The following is a 19,748-nucleotide window of genomic DNA, read 5'->3' as shown; positions in this document are numbered from 1 at the left end:
TTACTGAGTATTTTTACTGCCATGATGCATTGCGTTACGCATTGAAATGTGGTCGTTACCCACACCTTCTTATCAGCTACAGGGAAAAGCACATGTCACAACGGTCACTTCAGGCGCTGTGCCTGATGAGTTTTTTTCTGGCCGACGTCAGAGACGGCCTTGGGCCCTTTTTAGGCATTTTTTTGACAGAACGCCACTGGAGCCCGGATGAAATAGGCCTGGTGATGACCTCAGGCGGTATCGCCGGACTGCTCTCAACGTTACCGGCGGGTGTGGTTGCCGACGCCACACGTTACAAACGCTTTATTATCCTGGCGGGTTGTGTCGTCATCACGGTCGCTACCTTACTGCTCTGGTACAGCAATCAGTCATGGACGGCGATTATTTCGCAAATCGTCGCGGGCATCGCTGCCGCCTTCATCGGTCCGACGGTGGCAGGAATAACGCTTGGCCTGACCGGGCAAAAAGGGTTCAACCGTCAGATGGGACGCAACGAAGCCTATAACCATGCGGGTAATACGCTGGCGGCTGTCCTTGCAGGTTTTGCCGCCTGGAAATGGGGGCTGGGTGCGGTGTTCATCCTGATGATGGTCATGGCGGTATTTGCGGCTATCGCCACCCTGGCTATTCGTGCAGACGATATTGACCATGATGTGGCGCGTGGCCTGGACGATAAATCGTCGGATAAACCTACGCTCAGCCTGTGGATACTGGCGCGCAAACCGGCGTTGCTGGTGGCCGGATTGACGCTGCTGCTGTTCCATCTGGCTAACGCTGCGCTGTTGCCCATGCTGAGCATGCGTGTGGCCTCCTCAACCGGACCTGATACGGTGGATCCCGGCCTGTATGCTGCCGCAACGGTCGTAATTTCCCAGTTAGTGATGATCCCTGTCGCGATCTTTGTCTCTAAACGTGTCGATCACATTGGCTATCGCCGTTTAATCATGACCGCACTGTTAATGATGCCACTGCGCGCGGTTATTGCAGCAGAATTTCCGGAGACCTTTTTCGTGGTTCCCGTACAAATCCTGGACGGTATTGCGGCCGGGATACTGGGCGTCGCCGTGCCGGGCTATATCGTGTCGCTGTTGCGCGGCAGTGGGCACGTGAACGCTGGCCAAAGTGTGGTAATGCTGATGCAGGGCGTTGGGGCGTCCATGAGCCCAGCCATGACAGGCCTGATTGTGGCCCGTTACTCTTACAGTATTGCCTTTAGCGCATTAGGCTGCATTGCCCTGGTAGCCTTGATGTTGTGGTGGTTCTCGGGCCGGACGCCCGAGGCGAAGCCTGCCTGATGTGCCCTTCTCTGCCAGCCCTGGCTGGCAGAGAGTCTTCGCGCACCACTTTTAACGGGCTCCCGGGTCACTCTCAGTGCCTTTTCGAAAACATGGCAAAATGTAAATAAAAGTAAAAACTCATTTTCTGCTATCTCATTTATAGGACAGTCTTTTTTCCCAGAGGCTTGCAAAAAATGACATTCATCGACTATGTTTCTACGCTGCGGTTAAGAACGCTCTATCATTAAAGTTACTGGCCTCTTATAGCTTTCACTTCCTTCTCTTCCGTTAACCTCGCTGACTGGCTGCGAAAGCTATAGGTCGTCCCATTTAAGTCGTATGAGGAAAATATGGATACTAACCATTCATCGTCAACCAGGCCAAAAAAGCATTTCTGGAATAAAAGGCCAAAAAAACTCACTGTTGATGATATTACCGTTATTGATAATGACATGCTGAAGCGGGCAGTAGGGGCCGCGGCATTAGGCAATGCCATGGAGTGGTTCGACTTCGGGGTTTACAGCTATCTGGCGGTGATCATCGGTAAGGTTTTCTTTCCCGATGCCAATAACGCGATTCAGCTTATCGCCACCTTTGGTACTTTTGCGGCCGCCTTTTTAGTGCGTCCACTGGGTGGAATGGTCTTTGGTCCACTTGGCGATCGGATTGGACGCCAGAAGGTGTTGGCGATAACGATGATCATGATGTCGATTGGCACATTTTGTATCGGCATTATCCCTTCTTATGCCTCTATCGGGATCATGGCACCCATCCTCTTGTTGGTCGCCCGCCTGGTGCAGGGGTTCTCAACGGGTGGCGAATACGGCGGTGCAGCCACCTTCATCGCAGAATATTCAACAGACAAACGTCGCGGTTTCATGGGTAGCTTCCTGGAGTTTGGAACGCTTGGCGGTTACCTGCTGGGCGCGTGTCTGGTGACGGTCATGACTTCGGTAATCTCGTCCGAGGCGATGATGTCGTGGGGCTGGCGCGTACCCTTTTTTATCGCCGCACCGTTGGGCTTGTTCGGCCTGTATGTGCGTCTGAAACTGGAAGAAACGCCGGCCTTCAAACAGCACATGCAAAAGCAGGAGGAACTGGAGCAAAGCAAACCGCGCCTGAGCCTGTTTAAGATGTTAAGTAAGCATCGTGTCCCGATGATGAAATGTATCGGCCTGGTCCTGTTATTTAACGTGTCGAACTATATGCTGACGTCGTATATGCCCAGCTATCTGACCGGCGTATTGGGTTTACCTGAACTGAGCGGTCTGTTACTGGTCATGGTTGTCATGTTTGTGATGATGCCGCTCACGCTGATGTGGGGCCGCTGGACCGATCGCATTGGGCGCCGCCCGGTGATTGGTTTCGGTGCGGTAGGGCTGATTTTGCTCTCCATCCCCTGCTTTATGTTGATCGGGACACATAATATGTGGGCCGTCTTTGCGGGACTGTTGATTCTGGGCGTGCTCCATACCTGCTTCAGCGGCACAATGCCCTCGACATTACCGGCACTGTTTACCACGGATATTCGTTACAGTGCGCTCGCCATCGGCTTTAATCTGTCTGTATCGTTGTTTGGCGGGACAACCCCGTTACTGACAGCATGGCTGGTCGATACCACGCAGAATACCATGATGCCAGCGTACTATATGATGGTGGCGGGTGTGATTGGATTACTGACGATTCTGACGGTCAGGGAAACCGCCCGTAAGCCGTTAAGCGGTTCATCCCCCGCTGTGGCAACTGAAGCTGAAGCGCATAGCCTGATTAGAAAACTGGATAAAAGCGCAGAACCAGTGCCACCCTCACCAGCCGACGCGAAATAAAGCAAACTCACGAAAAACACCCTGCACATGCAGGGTGTTTTTTTGATCGCATAGCACGTTAGTCATTGCCGAAACGGGCGACGGTGCTTGCAGCAGCCAGCGCATGCCCTTTAAGTTTACTCAGCAGTTGATCATGCGTTAAACCGGCTTCAAGCGCAGACGGCGGCAGGTCTGTGGCAATAAGCACAAAGTTGTAGTGATGAAGCCCAGATCCCACAGGAGGACAAGGACCATAATAGTGCGCCGTACCCGGTGAATTCTTACCGCCGGTATAGCCTTTCCCCTGCGTCAGTTCGCCCTGAGCAAATGCGCTGCGTTCAGCGGCAATGTTGTACGCCACCATATGCGTAACCCCGAGCCCTTTTGCGCCAACAGGATCGGTCATCAGCAAGGCAAAGCTTTTTGTGCCCGCCGGTGTTTCGGACCAGTTGAGTTCAGGAGAAACATTCTGCCCGGTACAGGCTGGCTTACTTTTATCTGCGCCCGCAAACTTCTTATCCAGCACACCGTTATCACTAAAATCTTTTGACTGCAGCGTCAAAGCCAATGCCGCAGGACTCAAACAAATTAATAGCAGAGAAATCAGTTTATTCACCGGGTACTCCTGTGCGAAACCGTATTGAGAGGAGGTAAGCGTGAGGCACGTTGCCGTAAACAGTATATGTCGCAAAGCCTGGCTGTGCAGAAGCATGAGGCGCTATGAAAGCGAGGGCTGTCATTAGCCTGAAGGCTTACGGTAAGCGCGAGCATGCTGTTACATAATCGCCTGAACTTTCGACGATTTCAGCATGAAATCGCCAGCTCACCTTGTCTGCTCTACGGTTTACCTTCTTAGAGAGGCATTGTTTTTTTATTTACACAAAAGGTCTGATACTTGATCTAAGTCACAAAAAACCGCATGATCGTAACAAATCATGAATCAGGGATAAGGGCTCAAATGACACTTTATCAACACATGTTGGTTTTCTACGGCGTGGTTGCTTTTGTTGCCGCGCTCATTACGTTTTTTATCGCCCGCGACAAACTCAGCATTAAATTACTGAGTGCCTTTCTGGTGGGTGCAACCTGGCCGATGAGTTTCCCCGTCGCCCTTATGTTCGCGTTGTTTTAAGGCCTTTCTCCTGCCCGTGCCGGCTGGCTTTTCCTGATCGCTTTTCTCTCTGCCAGACGTTTCCCTGCACAAGCCTGCGTGATATCGCACCTGTTCCGCGCAGTCTGCTTTACATACGGACGCCATCCTTTTACAGATGGCGCGCGCCCTGCCTGCCGTAATCGGGATGCTTTTACCGCGCCGTTGCCCCCTCCTCCTGAGGTTGTTGTTTTGCCAGCGTACGTGCCAGTATCGTTGAATACAGCGGTGTACCGCCGAAATACTGTGCAGAGAGTGTCGCACCGAGACAGGTAATAATCATCGGCAGGATCAACTGATAATTGTTGGTCATCTCCAGTACCAGAATAATTCCGGTGAGCGGTGCCCGAACAGAAGCGGCAAACAAGGCGCCCATGCCTGCTACGGCAAACGTCGCGGCTTCAAGATGATAGGCTGGGAACAGGTTAACGCACAGTTGCCCCACGCAGGTACCCAGTAAGGTGCCCAGCGTCAGCATGGGGGCGAAAATGCCCCCTGGGGCGCCAGAGGCAAAACACAGTAGCGTGACGACCGCCCGCAATAAAAATAAGGACAGTAAGGCAATCGACGTATAGTTTCCTGCGGTAAAGTCGGGGATGAGCGTAATCCCGCCGGTTACGCCCTGGGGCAATATCAGCCCCAGTAAGCCACATAAGCCGCCCAATAACGCCCCACCCAGGACCCAGCGTGATGTCCGTCCCTGATGCAGCCTTTGAAACAGATCCTGAAGGGTAAATATCAGGCGATTAAAAGCGACGCCACAACCGCCAAATAAAATCCCCAGCAGTAAATATAACCAGAGCGTCTGGATCGGAGCATCTTTTAACTGACCGATATTGATAATGGGCTGATTACCGTTCAGCGCAAGAAAAACGATGCTTGAGGTACTGACGCCTACAAACACCGCTTTAATGGAGATAAGGCTAAAGCGGAACTGCAGACGCATTTCTTCAATGATAAACAGAATGCCCGCCAGCGGTGCATTAAAGGCTGCGGCCAGACCTGATGCGGCCCCGGTAGCCAAAATAGTGTGGCGGGATTCAGAGGATCGCATGCGAAAGATATCGAGGCACATACGCCCGATGTTACCACCAATCTGAACCGTCGGGCCTTCACGACCCAGCACCATGCCAGAACCAATTGCGCCAAGTCCGCCAAAGAATTTAACCGGCAACACGCGCCACCAGCGCACTGGCCTAAGTTCTTCCAGCGCACCTTCGATTTCAGGAATGCCCGAACCGCCTGCTTCCGGCGCAAAGCGCCTGACAAGAAAATAGCCTGTCGCGGCCAGCACGGCGGAAAAAATAAAAGCGTAGCAGCCAAGAAGAAAGACATTATTTTCATGCTGGCTCAGCCAGTTGACCCGCGAATGAATCACCCAGCCAACGGCTTTATCAAACGCCACCGCGGTCAGGCCAGTCAGCACACCCACCAGCGCGGCCATCAGCAGCAACGCGGCCGGTGTTTTGTCTCGACGTATAATATATTGCAACAGACGAAGCCGACGAGGCCGAAAAATCCCGTGTCGGTTTGAAACAGAAGCGCGCATGCCTGACCTCAAATATCCTGCTGAAAACTGACGACCCAAATTAAATCGAGAGGTTAGCGTATTTGCAGCATTATTCCTCGCTTTTATTTATCTCTGGATTTTACTACGCCAGCAACGCCTGCTGTTCTGCCACTCGCCACCCGCGAAGAACATGATTTCAGGATGTGCACGGCAATTTTATCCATAAACCATTGATTTGCGCCTGAAGGGCGCTCATCATCCTGCGCCATCATCGCTTATTCTGGAGTGAAACGTGTGACCACGCTGAGTAATGCCTTGCTGGAAGAGGTTCTTGAACAGGTTCGTCCCTTAATTCATCGCGGTAAGGTAGCCGATTATATTCCGGCACTGGCCGACGTCGCTGCCGATCATTTAGGTATTGCCGTCTGTCTGCGTGACGGCACAGTCTTTCGGGCGGGTGATGCTGAAACGCGCTTTTCCATCCAGTCGATTTCTAAAGTCCTCTCCTTAACTGTTGCACTGACGCGCTATGAGGATGCGGAGATCTGGCAACGCGTGGGTAAAGAGCCCTCAGGTCAGCCGTTCAATTCACTGGTTCAGCTTGAACTTGAGCAGGGAAAACCGCGTAATCCTTTTATTAACGCCGGCGCGCTGGTGATCTGTGATTTGCTTGAAACGCGTCTTACAGCACCGCGCCAGCGTATGCTTGAGATTATCCGTCAACTGAGCCAGCAACCTGATATTCAGTACGATCGTCATGTCGCGCGTTCAGAGTTTGAACACTCAGCCCGCAACGCGGCTATCGCCTGGTTAATGAAGTCATTTGGCAATTTTGACAACGACGTGACCAACGTGATGCAGACCTACTTTCACTACTGCTCATTGTCCATGAACTGTATTGAACTGGCCCGCAGTTTTATTTACCTGGCAAACCAGGGAAAAACGCTTGACGGCTCGGCGCTCATCACCTCCCGTCAGGCCCGGCAAATCAATGCCTTGATGATCACCAGTGGCATGTACGATGGGGCGGGTGAATTTGCCTGGCGTGTCGGCATGCCCGCAAAATCGGGCGTTGGTGGCGGTATTATTGCCGTGGTCCCGGGCGAAATGAGTATAGCGGTATGGTCACCCGGGCTGGACAGTGCAGGCAACTCGCTGGCAGGCACTGCCGTGCTGGAGTGCCTGACTGACAGGCTGGGCCGCTCAATATTCTGACTCAGCTGACAACATTTACAGGCCGGTTTTGCTCAAAGCCAGCCAGATTGACCATGATGCCTTGCAACAAATTGTGCATACCACTTTTGCTTGCCCAGGCAATATGCGGCGTGACAAGCAGATTCGGCACATCGGCCTGAAGCAGAGGATGATCGGCTGGCGGCGGCTCACTGCTCAGCACATCCAGTGCCGCTCCGGCTATCGTGCCCTGTTGCAATGCCTCCGCCAAATCAGCTTCATGAATCAGACCGCCACGCGCTGTGTTGATCAACAGCGCATGGGGTTGCATCTTATTCAGGGTTTCACTGTTAATCAGATGCCGGGTTTGTTCGCTCAGGGGACAATGCAGCGAAATCACATCGCTTGCGGCCAGCATCTCGTCAAAACTTACATAGCCCTCACGCACCCTGGTGCTGTCCCTGCGTTCGGCAAAGCACACCTTCATGCCGAGCGCCTGTGCCAGCCTGCCCACGGCGATACCAATGTCTCCTTTTCCCACAATGCCTAATGTTGCCCCCGCAATATCCTGAATCGGTGAACGGTGAAAACAAAAATGAGAAGAGGCAGGCCATACTTCACGCGTGAGCGTTGCGTATTCCACTATCTGGCGACGCAACGCAAAAATAAAGGCGATCACGCATTCTGAAACGCTTTGCGTTGAATAGCCGGGGATATTACTCACGACGATTCCACGTTCCCGACACGCCGGAATATCAATGCAATCAAAGCCCGTGGCGGTGACGCAGATGTAGCGCAGGTCAGGAAGCTGCGCCAGCGTCGCCGCACGCAGCGGGACTTTATTAGTGATGGCAATCGTTGCGCCCTTTAACGCCTCAATAATCTCATTGTCGTGCGTTTCTTCACGAAAACACCAGTCGCTGCACCAGTCAGGTTGAGGAGGAGGGACGGGCAGCGTGCCGCCATCAAGCGTTACGATTTTCATGACGTATCCTTTATCACGTTTTGCGGATGAATAATGTTGCTCAAATGTATGGCAGCAGTAACAGATAAGTTATTCTTAATATCTAATTAAGTGAAGGTGTTCAAAAGGTGCTAATTTTTTGGGGCAAAAAGGCATTTCTTTTAACCCTAAACTCTCTGACGCGTTACACTGCCGCCTCTATCGTGTACCCGACTACCGCCGTTCAGATGATTAACGCCACCCATTATAATCGACAACGTTTTACCGCCTGTCTTGCGATACTGGCGGTACTGCTGTTGTTCATTGCACCGATGGTATCCAAAAATCTGGCTAAAAATCGTGACGCGATGGCGATGTCCGACATGTCGATGCTGGATCAGCATAACGATATGATCATGGCCGACATGCCGATGGGGGATCACCATAGCGATATGGCCATGGGCGATCACAGCATGATGATGAGTGCATGTGGTTATTGCGATCTGCTGGTCCATATCCCCTTTATGCTGTGGGTGTTTATTCCGTTCATCTGGTTAATGTGTTTAATTAGCCGGGCCCCACCGACTCCCGATACGTTTTGCCCTCTGTTACCGCGCCACAAGCGGGTTTACCGGCAGCGCGCCCCACCATTGCAAATGCGCGCCTCAGCTTAATGTGATCTTTTCTTCTTCGTCATCCACGAAGAAGAAAAGCCCGGTATTCTCGAAATATGGAATCGCTATGAGTGTTTCACAAGAAATAACATCGCCGCCGCGCGGCACGGTACTGAATGTTTTGCGCCGTTTGCATTTTTACATTGGCCTGTTTATTGCGCCGTTTATTTTTATTGCGGCATTAACCGGCACGCTTTATGTCCTGACGCCACAGATAGAAAACGTAATTTATAAAGATGCGTTAACCGCGGAACCTGTGGGTGCCGCTCAGCCGCTGTCCGCTCAGATTGCTGCGGCGCGGCGATATGTTGGTGATGCGCGGATTTATGCGGTACGGCCTGCGCCCGGCGCTCATGACACCACTCGCGTGCAATTTACGGATGCACAGTCAGGCCCATCAGAGTCACGCTCTGTTTTCATCGATCCTTATACGCTTCGCGTCAAAGGTGATATGACCGTATACGGCACCAGCGGCGTGTTACCTCTGCGGATGTGGCTTGACAAGATGCATCGTGGACTGCTGCTGGGGGATGTTGGCCGCAACTACAGTGAACTCGCGGCGTCGTGGTTGTGGGTAGCGGCGCTGGGCGGGATCGTGTTGTGGTCTGGTACCCGGCCCCGGCGTCAGGTAAAAACGCGCAAGACGGGTTTTGCACTGACACGATACTGGCATATTACGCTGGGCCTGGTGTTATCTCTGGGGTTGATCTTTTTCTCCGTTACGGGATTGACCTGGTCGCAGTGGGCCGGGAGCAATATTGATAAAATGCGTAGCGATCTTGGCTGGCTGACACCGCAGGTCAGAACGGCATTAAACGGGGCTGCACCCTCTGCGCCTGCCGATCCCCACGCCGATCATCATTCCGACATGGACGGCATGGTGATGGAGACTTCAATGCCGGGTCATCATGCCAGTATGCCCGCCGTATTCAATCAGCCGGACGCGGACTGGGACAGCGTTGAACACGCCGCGCGCCTGGCCGGTTTACACGCTGCCAAAATTGAGCTGCGCCAGCCCAAAAACCCTGACCAGGCCTGGACGGTCAGTGAGATAGATCGTCGCTGGCCGACGCAGGTCGACTCGGTATCCGTAAATCCGCATGACTTCAGCATTGTTGATCACGTTGAGTTTGCCCGTTTCCCGCTGGTCGCAAAACTTACGCGCTGGGGCGTGGATGCACATATGGGCGTGCTGTTTGGCTTACCCAATCAGTTGCTTCTCGCGTTCTTTGGTTTTGGTTTGTGCGCCATGATCGTGCTCGGCTACCGCATGTGGTGGATTCGACGCCCGGCACTGCCGCAGGCCAATCCAGTGCAAACGCTGCTCGCGGCCTGGCTGGCGTTACCCCGCTATCTTCAGGGCTCAAGCCTGATTCTCGCCATGGCTCTGGGTTATGCGTTGCCGCTGATGGGCGTCAGTTTAGTGGTCTTTGTGCTGCTGGATCTGCAACGCTGGCGTAAAGCGCAGCGTGCGGTACGCCAGGTGGTCGCTACGCCGGAAGATCAACAATCGCCGCTGGCGATTGTGCAGTCCCGTTTTGCAGTAAAGCGTAAAGAGATGCGCTATTTCCTGCGCAGTGTCGCCATTCTCGCCATTATTGTCGGAACGGTGATGGCTCGCGCCATGGTGAGTGGTGTAATTGAGCAATACAATATTCCGTTCAGCGACTGGACCGCGATGATGTATATCACGCAGGCCTTGATGATTTTGCTTTATACAACAGTGTTTACAGGCTTAATGTCCATTCCGCTCTGGTACTTCTTCTTGGGTGAAAGCGACGAGCAAGGTAAATAAACAATGTCGCCCGCTAAAAGCGGGCGACAGTGCTGTCAGGCATAATAACGTTTTGTCCGTTCAGTGATGATGGATAACATGGGCACGTTGTAGCGCATGTTTAAACTGCCGCACATCCTCGCGTAACCAGTGACGCTGCGTCAAAGGCAGATGCTCCAGCCCCTCAGGCAATGGTACCCCATATAACGCCCCACGATTGCAAAGCGCTCTGACCAGGCTTGTTTGCGAAATACCCAGATAGGTCGCCATTTCGGGTAATGTCATAAACTCTGCATGCATGTTCACCTCCCAACCTGTCGTTAATGCTGCATTTTTGTTCAATTCAGGGCAGTTCTTATTGATCTGCGTCATATACACGCATTAAACAGACGAAAGAGGGAGAAAGTTGCTAAGCTGGAAGTTCTCCTGAAGACAACATGAGAAGACCACGTGCAACGTTATGGATTGATGGTGCTTTTTCTTGTTTCCTGTTGGTCTCATGCTCACACATTTACGATGGGCAAACCTGTTCCGGCCGTTTCTGTCGCAGATAAAGGTGAAATGCAGTTACGCAACGGTCAAATTCACTACCAAACCTGGAACAGTCAGTCACTTACAGGAAAAGCCCGTTTACTTATTCATGTGGCTGGCCGGTTATCGGCTAAAGAGCAGTCCGCAGGCCTCATCAGCGCCATTCAGCAGGCCAGTCTGCCGGAAAAGACCTTTCAGACAACCACCATCGTTAATACCGACGATGCGCTGCCGGGCAGCAGTATTTTTGTGGTTAACAGCATTCGCTCCAGTAAAAAAGCGTCGCCGTGGCAGCAGTTCATCATTGACAGCAGTGGCCTTGCCCGCCATCGCTGGCAGCTTAAACCGGGCGGGGCGGCGGCAATTGTTCTTGACGCACAAGGCAATGTGCAATTTGCCAAAGACACTCCCCTGAGCGCGGATGACATTTCACAGATTATTTCGCTATTACGGGCGCTGACGCGCTGAAGAACGATCCAGGTGATTAAGGCCAGTCCGGCAGAGGGCAGTGACGGAGGTTGATGAATTTCCCCTCTTTTCTTAAAGCTCAACTAGTATTAATTATATGGGTTTAGCCCAATAAAAACTGAAAACCCGAACGGTAAAAAAACGGGTAGCCCTGCCAACGATGCTCTGGCAGTTAAAGTGTCTTTTAAAATGGCATCGCACGTTTTAGCGTTGTCGTAAATGTATCCGTTAATAAGGACAGCCCGAATGACGGTCTGCGCAAAAAAACACGTTCACCTTACTGGCATTTCGGCTGAGCAGTTGCTGGCTGATATTGATAGCCGCCTTGATCAGTTACTGCCGGTTCAGGGTGAGCGGGATTGTGTGGGTGCCGCGATGCGTGAAGGCACGCTGGCACCGGGCAAACGTATTCGTCCGATGCTGCTGTTATTAACAGCGCGCGATCTTGGCTGTGCGATCAGTCACGGGGGATTACTGGATTTAGCCTGCGCGGTTGAAATGGTGCATGCTGCCTCGCTGATTCTGGATGATATGCCCTGCATGGACGATGCGCAGATGCGTCGGGGGCGTCCCACCATTCACACGCAGTACGGTGAACATGTGGCGATTCTGGCGGCGGTCGCTTTACTCAGCAAAGCGTTTGGGGTGATTGCCGAGGCTGAAGGTCTGACGCCGATAGCCAAAACTCGCGCGGTGTCGGAGCTGTCCACTGCGATTGGCATGCAGGGTCTGGTTCAGGGCCAGTTTAAGGACCTCTCGGAAGGCGATAAACCCCGCAGCGCCGATGCCATACTGCTAACCAATCAGTTTAAAACCAGCACGCTGTTTTGCGCGTCAACGCAAATGGCGTCCATTGCGGCCAACGCGTCCTGCGAAGCGCGTGAGAACCTGCATCGTTTCTCGCTCGATCTCGGTCAGGCCTTTCAGTTGCTTGACGATCTTACCGATGGCATGACCGATACCGGCAAAGACATCAATCAGGATGCAGGTAAATCAACGCTGGTCAATTTATTAGGCTCAGGCGCGGTCGAAGAACGCCTGCGACAGCATTTGCGCCTGGCCAGTGAACACCTTTCCGCGGCATGCCAAAACGGCCATTCCACCACCCAACTTTTTATTCAGGCCTGGTTTGACAAAAAACTCGCTGCCGTCAGTTAAGGATGCTGCATGAGCCATTTTGCGGTGATTGCACCGCCCTTTTTCAGCCATGTTCGCGCTCTGCAAAACCTTGCTCAGGAATTAGTGGCCCGCGGTCATCGTGTTACGTTTTTTCAGCAACATGACTGCAAAGCGCTGGTAACGGGCAGCGATATCGGATTCCAGACCGTCGGACTGCAAACGCATCCTCCCGGTTCCTTATCGCACCTGCTGCACCTGGCCGCGCACCCACTCGGACCCTCGATGTTACGACTGATCAATGAAATGGCACGTACCAGCGATATGCTTTGCCGGGAACTGCCCGCCGCTTTTCATGCGTTGCAGATAGAGGGCGTGATCGTTGATCAAATGGAGCCGGCAGGTGCAGTAGTCGCAGAAGCGTCAGGTCTGCCGTTTGTTTCGGTGGCCTGCGCGCTGCCGCTCAACCGCGAACCGGGTTTGCCTCTGGCGGTGATGCCTTTCGAGTACGGCACCAGCGATGCGGCTCGGGAACGCTATACCACCAGCGAAAAAATTTATGACTGGCTGATGCGACGTCACGATCGTGTGATCGCGCATCATGCATGCAGAATGGGTTTAGCCCCGCGTGAAAAACTGCATCACTGCTTTTCTCCACTGGCACAAATCAGCCAGTTGATCCCCGAACTGGATTTTCCCCGCAAAGCGCTGCCCGACTGCTTTCATGCGGTTGGACCGTTACGGCAACCCCAGGGGACGCCGGGGTCAGCAACTTCTTATTTTCCGTCCCCGGACAAACCCCGTATTTTTGCCTCGCTGGGCACCCTGCAGGGGCATCGTTATGGCCTGTTCAGGACCATCGCCAAAGCCTGCGAAGAAGTGGATGCGCAGTTACTGTTGGCACACTGTGGCGGCCTCTCAGCCACGCACGCAGGTGAACTGGCCCGGGGCGGGGACATTCAGGTTGTGGATTTTGCCGATCAATCCGCAGCACTTTCACAGGCACAGTTGGCAATCACCCATGGTGGGATGAATACGGTACTGGATGCTATTGCTTCCCGCACACCGCTACTGGCGCTGCCGCTGGCATTTGATCAACCTGGCGTGGCATCACGTATTGTTTATCATGGCATCGGCAAGCGTGCGTCTCGGTTTACCACCAGCCATGCGCTGGCGCGGCAGATTCGATCGCTGCTGACTAACACCGATTACCCGCAGCGTATGACAAAAATTCAGGCCGCATTGCGTCTGGCAGGCGGCACACCAGCCGCCGCCGATATTGTTGAACAGGCGATGCGGACCTGTCAGCCAGTACTCAGTGGGCAGGATTATGCAACCGCACTATGATCTCATTCTGGTCGGTGCCGGTCTGGCTAACGGCCTTATCGCGCTCCGGCTTCAGCAACAGCATCCGGATATGCGGATCTTGCTTATTGAGGCGGGTCCTGAGGCGGGAGGGAACCATACCTGGTCCTTTCATGAAGAGGATTTAACGCTGAACCAGCATCGCTGGATAGCGCCGCTTGTGGTCCATCACTGGCCCGACTACCAGGTTCGTTTCCCCCAGCGCCGTCGCCATGTGAACAGTGGCTACTACTGCGTGACCTCCCGGCATTTCGCCGGGATACTCCGGCAACAGTTTGGACAACATTTATGGCTGCATACCGCGGTTTCAGCCGTTCATGCTGAATCGGTCCAGTTAGCGGATGGCCGGATTATTCATGCCAGTACAGTGATCGACGGACGGGGTTACACGCCTGATTCTGCACTACGCGTAGGATTCCAGGCATTTATCGGTCAGGAGTGGCAACTGAGCGCGCCGCATGGTTTATCGTCACCGATTATCATGGATGCGACGGTCGATCAGCAAAATGGCTACCGCTTTGTTTATACCCTGCCGCTTTCCGCAACCGCACTGCTGATCGAAGACACACACTACATTGACAAGGCTAATCTTCAGGCCGAACGGGCGCGTCAGAACATTCGCGATTATGCTGCGCGACAGGGTTGGCCGTTACAGACGTTGCTGCGGGAAGAACAGGGTGCATTGCCCATTACGTTAACGGGCGATAATCGTCAGTTTTGGCAACAGCAACCACAAGCCTGTAGCGGATTACGCGCCGGGCTGTTTCATCCGACAACCGGCTACTCCCTACCGCTCGCGGTGGCACTGGCCGATCGTCTCAGCGCGCTGGATGTGTTTACCTCTTCCTCTGTTCACCAGACGATTGCTCACTTTGCCCAGCAACGTTGGCAGCAACAGGGGTTTTTCCGCATGCTGAATCGCATGTTGTTTTTAGCCGGACCGGCCGAGTCACGCTGGCGTGTGATGCAGCGTTTCTATGGCTTACCCGAGGATTTGATTGCCCGCTTTTATGCGGGAAAACTCACCGTGACCGATCGGCTACGCATTCTGAGCGGCAAGCCGCCCGTTCCCGTTTTCGCGGCATTGCAGGCAATTATGACGACTCATCGTTGAAGAGCGACTACATGAAACCAACTACGGTAATTGGTGCGGGCTTTGGTGGCCTGGCACTGGCAATTCGTTTACAGGCCGCAGGTATTCCTGTTTTGCTGCTTGAGCAGCGCGACAAGCCGGGTGGCCGGGCTTATGTTTATCAGGAGCAGGGCTTTATTTTTGATGCAGGCCCTACCGTTATCACCGATCCCAGCGCGATTGAAGAACTGTTTGCTCTCGCCGGTAAACAGCTTAAGGATTACGTCGAGCTGTTGCCGGTCACGCCGTTTTATCGCCTGTGCTGGGAGTCCGGCAAGGTCTTCAATTACGATAACGACCAGGCCCAGTTAGAAGCGCAGATACAGCAGTTTAATCCGCGCGATGTTGCGGGTTATCGAGCGTTCCTTGACTATTCGCGTGCCGTATTCAATGAGGGCTATCTGAAGCTCGGCACTGTGCCTTTTTTATCGTTCAAAGACATGCTTCGGGCCGCGCCCCAGTTGGCAAAGCTGCAGGCGTGGCGCAGCGTTTACAGTAAAGTTGCCAGCTACATTGAGGATGAGCATCTTCGGCAGGCGTTTTCTTTTCACTCGCTCTTAGTGGGGGGGAATCCGTTTGCAACCTCGTCCATTTATACGCTGATTCACGCGTTAGAACGGGAATGGGGCGTCTGGTTTCCACGCGGTGGAACCGGTGCGCTGGTCAATGGCATGATCAAGCTGTTTCAGGAGCTGGGCGGCGAAGTCGTGCTTAACGCCCGGGTCACTCATATGGAAACCGTTGGGGACAAGATTCAGGCCGTGCAGTTGGAAGACGGCAGACGGTTTGAAACCTGCGCGGTGGCGTCGAACGCTGATGTTGTACATACCTATCGCGATCTGCTGTCTCAGCATCCCGCAGCCGCTAAGCAGGCGAAAAAACTGCAATCCAAGCGTATGAGTAACTCACTGTTTGTACTCTATTTTGGTCTCAACCATCATCACGATCAGCTCGCCCATCATACCGTCTGTTTTGGGCCACGCTACCGTGAACTGATTCACGAAATTTTTAACCATGATGGTCTGGCTGAGGATTTTTCGCTTTATTTACACGCACCTTGTGTCACGGATCCGTCACTGGCACCGGAAGGGTGCGGCAGCTATTATGTGCTGGCGCCTGTTCCACACTTAGGCACGGCGAACCTCGACTGGGCGGTAGAAGGACCCCGACTGCGCGATCGTATTTTTGACTACCTTGAGCAACATTACATGCCTGGCTTGCGAAGCCAGTTGGTGACGCACCGTATGTTTACGCCGTTCGATTTCCGCGACGAGCTCAATGCCTGGCAAGGTTCGGCCTTCTCGGTTGAACCTATTCTGACCCAGAGCGCCTGGTTCCGACCACATAACCGCGATAAGCACATTGATAATCTTTATCTGGTTGGCGCAGGCACCCATCCTGGCGCGGGCATTCCCGGCGTAATCGGCTCGGCGAAGGCGACGGCAGGCTTAATGCTGGAGGACCTGATTTGACGAATACGTCATTACTGAATCATGCCGTCGAAACCATGGCGGTTGGCTCGAAAAGCTTTGCGACTGCATCGACGCTTTTCGACGCCAAAACCCGTCGCAGCGTGCTGATGCTTTACGCATGGTGCCGCCACTGCGACGACGTCATTGACGATCAAACACTGGGCTTTCATGCCGACCAGCCCTCTTCGCAGATGCCTGAGCAGCGCCTGCAGCAGCTTGAAATGAAAACGCGTCAGGCCTACGCCGGTTCGCAAATGCACGAGCCCGCTTTTGCCGCGTTTCAGGAAGTCGCGATGGCGCATGATATCGCTCCCGCCTACGCGTTCGACCATCTGGAAGGTTTTGCCATGGATGTGCGCGAAACGCGCTACCTGACACTGGACGATACGCTGCGTTATTGCTATCACGTCGCCGGTGTTGTGGGCCTGATGATGGCGCAAATTATGGGCGTTCGCGATAACGCCACGCTCGATCGCGCCTGCGATCTCGGGCTGGCTTTCCAGTTGACCAACATTGCGCGTGATATTGTCGACGATGCTCAGGTGGGCCGCTGTTATCTGCCTGAAAGCTGGCTGGAACAGGAAGGACTGACGAAAGCGAATTATGCTACGCCAGAAAACCGGCAGGCCTTAAGCCGTATCGCCGGGCGACTGGTACGGGAAGCGGAACCCTATTACGTATCATCAATGGCCGGTCTGGCACAATTACCCTTACGCTCGGCCTGGGCCATCGCGACAGCGAAGCAGGTGTACCGTAAAATTGGCGTGAAAGTTGAACAGGCCGGTAAGCAGGCCTGGGATCATCGCCAGTCCACGTCCACCGCCGAAAAATTAACGCTTTTGCTGACGGCATCCGGTCAGGCAGTTACTTCCCGGATGAAGACGTATCCACCCCGTCCTGCTCATCTCTGGCAGCGCCCGATCTAGCCGCATGCCTTTCTCTCAGCGTCGCCTGAAGTTTAGATAACGGTGGCGCGTACAGAAAACCAAAGGACACGCAGCCCTCTTTTCCCCTTACAGCATGATGCATACGGTGGGCCATGTATAACCGTTTCAGGTAGCCTTTGCGCGGTATGTAGCGGAACGGCCAGCGCTGGTGTACCAGTCCGTCGTGGACCATAAAATACAGTAAACCATAAGCGGTCATGCCTGCACCAATCCACTGGAGCGGCCAAATTCCTGTACTGCCGAAGTAAATCAGGGCAATCGACACAATGGCGAATACCACGGCATAGAGATCGTTAACTTCAAATGCGCCTTTACGCGGTTCATGATGTGAAAGATGCCAGCCCCAACCCCAGCCGTGCATGATGTATTTATGTGCCAGTGCAGCAACCACTTCCATGCCGACCACGGTGATAAACACGATCAGGGCATTCCAAATCCACAACATAATCTCTCCAGTACAGACGTCCGGCATCAAGCGTGAGGAGTTAATTTTAACAGAGATTAGCCCGTCTACTTACGGGAAAGAGAAAAGGCGCGCCAGAAAGGCGCGCCTGGCATCAGAAATCCGCCTTCAGAACCACGCGGTAATTGGCTTTACCCGCGCGTACGTGCGCCAGCGCATCGTTAATTTTGGACATTGGGAAGTACTCTACCGTCGGGGCGATATCTGCACGACCAGCCAGCTTCAGCAGTGAACGTAACTGAGCCGGAGAGCCTGTTGACGAGCCAGTAACGGCACGGTCACCCAGAATCAGACTAAAAGCCGGGACATCGAAAGGTTTCAGCACCGCGCCGACCGTATGGAACTTGCCGCGAGGAGCCAGTGCCGCAAAGTACGGCTGCCAGTCAAGATCGACCGCGACAGTGCTGATAATCAGATCGAACTGACCGGCCAGCGCTTTCAGCGCCTCGGGATCGCGACTGTTCACCACATGGTCTGCCCCCATGTCGAGGATAGCCTGCTTTTTGCTTTCAGATGAACTGAACGCCGTTACTTCCGCCCCCATGGCATGCAGGATTTTAATGGCGATATGACCCAGTCCACCAATCCCGATCACACCAACCCGGCTCATCGCCGTGATGTTGTGCATCAGCAGAGGCTTAAATACCGTGATACCGCCGCAGAGCAGTGGGCCTGCCGTGGCAGGATCCAGTTTTTCCGGCAGCGGAATGACCCATTGCCAGTTAGCACGCAGCTTCTCAGCGAAACCGCCGTGGTTGCCGATGGTCGTCGTCGTACCCTGTGCACAGTTAACGTGATCGCCACTGATGCAGGGATCGCAGTGCTGGCAGCTTTTGGCCGTCCAGCCAATGCCCACACGCTGACCGACTTTCAGCCCTTTATTTTTTGCACTGTCGCCCAGTGCGGCTACGCGTCCGATGACCTCATGACCAGCAACCACGGGATAAGCCGAAATTCCCCACTCGTTATCGATCATCGACAGGTCGGAGTGACAGACACCACAATACTCAACCTCGACTTCAACATCTTCAGCGTCCAACGGGCCGGGATCATAGTCGTAACGCTCCAGCGCTTGTCCCGCCTGCATGGCTGCGTAACTCTTAATTGTCATTCTGTACCTCTTTTAACGCGTTGATTTGGCAGTCAGCGTATTCGCAACGGTCACGAACTGACCACCGCCAAGATGATGTAATGTATGGAGCGCGGGATCCACGGCCTCGAAATGCCAGCGGCCGTCATAAAATACCCGGCTGTCAGCCGCCGCAGTGATCACCTCACCAAACAGCGTGTCATAGGCCTGTTGCGCTTCCGTTTCAGGCAGCAGACGGCATTCCATCCACGCGACACAGCTCTCTTCCAGCAACGGCACGCCATAGTGCGGACTTTCGTGAGCCTGAATAGCGAAGTCGGCAAACTTGTCCTGATCGCGCCCGGACGTGCTGCCCACCGCATAAGCCATATCCACAAAACCCGCCGCCGGTACACAAATGCCAAATGCCCCGCTGGCTTCAATGATCTCACGTGACAATGTGGATTTATCCACAACGATAGCCATTCTTGCTGGTGTGAACTCAACGGGTACCGACCAGGCTGCGGCCATGATGTTGCGGCGCTTTGACTGACTGTCGCGACTGGTAATTAACACCGTGGGACCGTGATTAAGCAGACGGCTTGCGTATTCCAGCGCTACCGGACGAAAATGCGACATGCAGTGTTCCTCAGACCTGAACCAGGCATAAATGACGCGACTGAACCCCAATATCAGGGAATAAAGCGCGTTACCTTAGCGGCTTTTATTTCGCTTCAGTTTGCCGCTTTGTGCCTTAACGTTAAAAATAATGTTTAATATCATGATTTAACATTGATGAAATCTGATAGTGCTCGCCTTTGAAGCGAAACCGCCGGATAGCTAATTCTAGTTTGGTTTGGTTTGATGTGAGAGAAATGA

General features: G+C 53.6%; 20 protein-coding genes. 12 read left to right on the top strand and 8 right to left on the bottom strand.

Annotation, left to right across the window (positions count from 1 at the left end; translation table 11 throughout):
* The first annotated feature begins 92 nt into the window (after nt 1-92).
* Both RAC65_RS12445 and proP read left to right on the top strand, forming a co-directional pair.
* Nucleotides 93-1,295: an MFS transporter gene (locus RAC65_RS12445; protein WP_039339306.1), complete on the top strand. Its 1,203-nt coding sequence runs from the start codon at nt 93-95 to the stop codon at nt 1,293-1,295.
* 332 nt (nt 1,296-1,627) lie between these two features.
* Nucleotides 1,628-3,103 (top strand): glycine betaine/L-proline transporter ProP, encoded by a 1,476-nt coding sequence (gene proP / locus RAC65_RS12440; RefSeq protein WP_054687877.1) that lies wholly within the window; start codon nt 1,628-1,630, stop codon nt 3,101-3,103.
* A 58-nt stretch (nt 3,104-3,161) separates the two neighbouring features.
* On the opposite strand, the gene RAC65_RS12435 is transcribed toward proP, so the two are convergent.
* Nucleotides 3,162-3,698, bottom strand: coding sequence for a YbhB/YbcL family Raf kinase inhibitor-like protein (locus tag RAC65_RS12435; RefSeq protein ID WP_006122060.1), 537 nt, complete (start codon nt 3,696-3,698; stop codon nt 3,162-3,164).
* Nucleotides 3,699-4,040: 342 nt separating this feature from the next.
* Here RAC65_RS12435 and RAC65_RS12430 point away from each other — a divergent pair, with 342 nt between their 5' ends.
* Entirely contained in the window at nt 4,041-4,214 is a 174-nt protein-coding gene (locus tag RAC65_RS12430) for a GhoT/OrtT family toxin (RefSeq protein WP_006122059.1), read from the top strand.
* A 172-nt stretch (nt 4,215-4,386) separates the two neighbouring features.
* On the opposite strand, the gene clcA is transcribed toward RAC65_RS12430, so the two are convergent.
* Nucleotides 4,387-5,781 (bottom strand): H(+)/Cl(-) exchange transporter ClcA, encoded by a 1,395-nt coding sequence (gene clcA, locus RAC65_RS12425; protein ID WP_033742298.1) that lies wholly within the window; start codon nt 5,779-5,781, stop codon nt 4,387-4,389.
* An 83-nt stretch (nt 5,782-5,864) separates the two neighbouring features.
* Complete coding sequence (locus tag RAC65_RS12420) at nt 5,865-6,014, bottom strand: hypothetical protein (protein ID WP_155489655.1); 150 nt, start codon at nt 6,012-6,014, stop codon at nt 5,865-5,867.
* Between the two features lie 22 nt (nt 6,015-6,036).
* On the opposite strand from RAC65_RS12420, the gene glsB reads away from it, so the two are divergent.
* Nucleotides 6,037-6,957, top strand: a complete 921-nt coding sequence (gene glsB / locus RAC65_RS12415; protein WP_277284851.1) for a glutaminase B — start codon at nt 6,037-6,039, stop codon at nt 6,955-6,957.
* A gap of 1 nt (nt 6,958) precedes the next feature.
* Here the strand turns inward: glsB and RAC65_RS12410 are convergent, their stop codons facing one another.
* Nucleotides 6,959-7,900 carry a D-2-hydroxyacid dehydrogenase gene (locus tag RAC65_RS12410; RefSeq protein ID WP_006122056.1) on the bottom strand — a complete coding sequence of 314 codons (942 nt, stop codon included), beginning with the start codon at nt 7,898-7,900 and terminating at the stop codon, nt 6,959-6,961.
* Nucleotides 7,901-8,106: 206 nt separating this feature from the next.
* On the opposite strand from RAC65_RS12410, the gene RAC65_RS12405 reads away from it, so the two are divergent.
* Nucleotides 8,107-8,532 (top strand): DUF2946 domain-containing protein, encoded by a 426-nt coding sequence (locus RAC65_RS12405; protein ID WP_277284930.1) that lies wholly within the window; start codon nt 8,107-8,109, stop codon nt 8,530-8,532.
* A 67-nt stretch (nt 8,533-8,599) separates the two neighbouring features.
* A complete protein-coding gene (locus RAC65_RS12400) occupies nt 8,600-10,327 on the top strand; it encodes a DUF2534 family protein (RefSeq protein WP_277284854.1) in 1,728 nt (575 codons plus the stop codon).
* A gap of 60 nt (nt 10,328-10,387) precedes the next feature.
* Here the strand turns inward: RAC65_RS12400 and RAC65_RS12395 are convergent, their stop codons facing one another.
* Nucleotides 10,388-10,678, bottom strand: a complete 291-nt coding sequence (locus RAC65_RS12395; RefSeq protein WP_375096760.1) for a hypothetical protein — start codon at nt 10,676-10,678, stop codon at nt 10,388-10,390.
* A gap of 96 nt (nt 10,679-10,774) precedes the next feature.
* Between RAC65_RS12395 and RAC65_RS12390 the strand changes: the two genes are divergently transcribed.
* The 6 genes from RAC65_RS12390 to crtB all read left to right on the top strand — a co-directional run bounded on the left by RAC65_RS12390 (nt 10,775) and on the right by crtB (nt 17,316).
* The gene (locus RAC65_RS12390; protein WP_039339604.1) at nt 10,775-11,305 is read left to right on the top strand and encodes a YtfJ family protein; all 531 of its coding nucleotides are present in this window, start codon (nt 10,775-10,777) and stop codon (nt 11,303-11,305) included.
* Nucleotides 11,306-11,551: 246 nt separating this feature from the next.
* On the top strand, nt 11,552-12,463 hold the full coding sequence (locus tag RAC65_RS12385; RefSeq protein WP_033742307.1) for a polyprenyl synthetase family protein: 912 nt from the start codon (nt 11,552-11,554) through the stop codon (nt 12,461-12,463).
* A 9-nt stretch (nt 12,464-12,472) separates the two neighbouring features.
* Entirely contained in the window at nt 12,473-13,768 is a 1,296-nt protein-coding gene (locus RAC65_RS12380) for a glycosyltransferase (RefSeq protein WP_277284861.1), read from the top strand.
* Nucleotides 13,752-14,900, top strand: coding sequence for a lycopene beta-cyclase CrtY (crtY, locus tag RAC65_RS12375; RefSeq protein ID WP_006122049.1), 1,149 nt, complete (start codon nt 13,752-13,754; stop codon nt 14,898-14,900). Before RAC65_RS12380 ends, crtY begins: the two co-directional genes overlap by 17 nt.
* A gap of 11 nt (nt 14,901-14,911) precedes the next feature.
* Nucleotides 14,912-16,390, top strand: a complete 1,479-nt coding sequence (locus tag RAC65_RS12370; protein WP_375096759.1) for a phytoene desaturase — start codon at nt 14,912-14,914, stop codon at nt 16,388-16,390.
* Nucleotides 16,387-17,316, top strand: a complete 930-nt coding sequence (gene crtB, locus RAC65_RS12365) for a 15-cis-phytoene synthase CrtB (RefSeq protein WP_162286577.1) — start codon at nt 16,387-16,389, stop codon at nt 17,314-17,316. Before RAC65_RS12370 ends, crtB begins: the two co-directional genes overlap by 4 nt.
* Here crtB and RAC65_RS12360 read toward each other — a convergent pair.
* From RAC65_RS12360 to RAC65_RS12350, 3 genes are all read right to left on the bottom strand, one after another.
* Nucleotides 17,255-17,782 carry a sterol desaturase family protein gene (locus RAC65_RS12360; protein ID WP_033742309.1) on the bottom strand — a complete coding sequence of 176 codons (528 nt, stop codon included), beginning with the start codon at nt 17,780-17,782 and terminating at the stop codon, nt 17,255-17,257. The two genes, crtB and RAC65_RS12360, sit on opposite strands and share 62 nt — an antisense overlap.
* Nucleotides 17,783-17,894: 112 nt before the next feature.
* Entirely contained in the window at nt 17,895-18,911 is a 1,017-nt protein-coding gene (locus RAC65_RS12355) for an NAD(P)-dependent alcohol dehydrogenase (protein ID WP_006122045.1), read from the bottom strand.
* 12 nt (nt 18,912-18,923) lie between these two features.
* Nucleotides 18,924-19,508: a flavin reductase family protein gene (locus RAC65_RS12350; protein ID WP_277284881.1), complete on the bottom strand. Its 585-nt coding sequence runs from the start codon at nt 19,506-19,508 to the stop codon at nt 18,924-18,926.
* Nucleotides 19,509-19,748 lie beyond the last annotated feature (240 nt).

This window comes from Pantoea sp. BS_8 (genome assembly GCF_041954965.1).
Classification (GTDB): Bacteria; Pseudomonadota; Gammaproteobacteria; order Enterobacterales; family Enterobacteriaceae; genus Pantoea; species Pantoea stewartii.
The sequence above is the reverse complement of the archived record's forward strand: the minus strand, read 5'-3'. Positions and strand labels throughout refer to the sequence as shown.

Bases quoted from the DNA above. Each gene is read 5' to 3' on its own strand.
- RAC65_RS12445 (WP_039339306.1), top strand. From the start codon at position 93: ATGTCACAACGGTCACTTCAGGCGCTGTGCCTGATGAGTTTTTTTCTG.
- proP (WP_054687877.1), top strand. From the start codon at position 1,628: ATGGATACTAACCATTCATCGTCAACCAGGCCAAAAAAGCATTTCTGG.
- RAC65_RS12430 (WP_006122059.1), top strand. From the start codon at position 4,041: ATGACACTTTATCAACACATGTTGGTTTTCTACGGCGTGGTTGCTTTT.
- clcA (WP_033742298.1), bottom strand. From the start codon at position 5,781: ATGCGCGCTTCTGTTTCAAACCGACACGGGATTTTTCGGCCTCGTCGG.
- RAC65_RS12420 (WP_155489655.1), bottom strand. From the start codon at position 6,014: ATGATGGCGCAGGATGATGAGCGCCCTTCAGGCGCAAATCAATGGTTT.
- RAC65_RS12410 (WP_006122056.1), bottom strand. From the start codon at position 7,900: ATGAAAATCGTAACGCTTGATGGCGGCACGCTGCCCGTCCCTCCTCCT.
- RAC65_RS12405 (WP_277284930.1), top strand. From the start codon at position 8,107: ATGATTAACGCCACCCATTATAATCGACAACGTTTTACCGCCTGTCTT.
- RAC65_RS12400 (WP_277284854.1), top strand. From the start codon at position 8,600: ATGAGTGTTTCACAAGAAATAACATCGCCGCCGCGCGGCACGGTACTG.
- RAC65_RS12395 (WP_375096760.1), bottom strand. From the start codon at position 10,678: ATGACGCAGATCAATAAGAACTGCCCTGAATTGAACAAAAATGCAGCA.
- RAC65_RS12390 (WP_039339604.1), top strand. From the start codon at position 10,775: ATGGTGCTTTTTCTTGTTTCCTGTTGGTCTCATGCTCACACATTTACG.
- RAC65_RS12385 (WP_033742307.1), top strand. From the start codon at position 11,552: ATGACGGTCTGCGCAAAAAAACACGTTCACCTTACTGGCATTTCGGCT.
- RAC65_RS12380 (WP_277284861.1), top strand. From the start codon at position 12,473: ATGAGCCATTTTGCGGTGATTGCACCGCCCTTTTTCAGCCATGTTCGC.
- crtY (WP_006122049.1), top strand. From the start codon at position 13,752: ATGCAACCGCACTATGATCTCATTCTGGTCGGTGCCGGTCTGGCTAAC.
- RAC65_RS12370 (WP_375096759.1), top strand. From the start codon at position 14,912: ATGAAACCAACTACGGTAATTGGTGCGGGCTTTGGTGGCCTGGCACTG.
- RAC65_RS12360 (WP_033742309.1), bottom strand. From the start codon at position 17,782: ATGTTGTGGATTTGGAATGCCCTGATCGTGTTTATCACCGTGGTCGGC.
- RAC65_RS12355 (WP_006122045.1), bottom strand. From the start codon at position 18,911: ATGACAATTAAGAGTTACGCAGCCATGCAGGCGGGACAAGCGCTGGAG.
- RAC65_RS12350 (WP_277284881.1), bottom strand. From the start codon at position 19,508: ATGTCGCATTTTCGTCCGGTAGCGCTGGAATACGCAAGCCGTCTGCTT.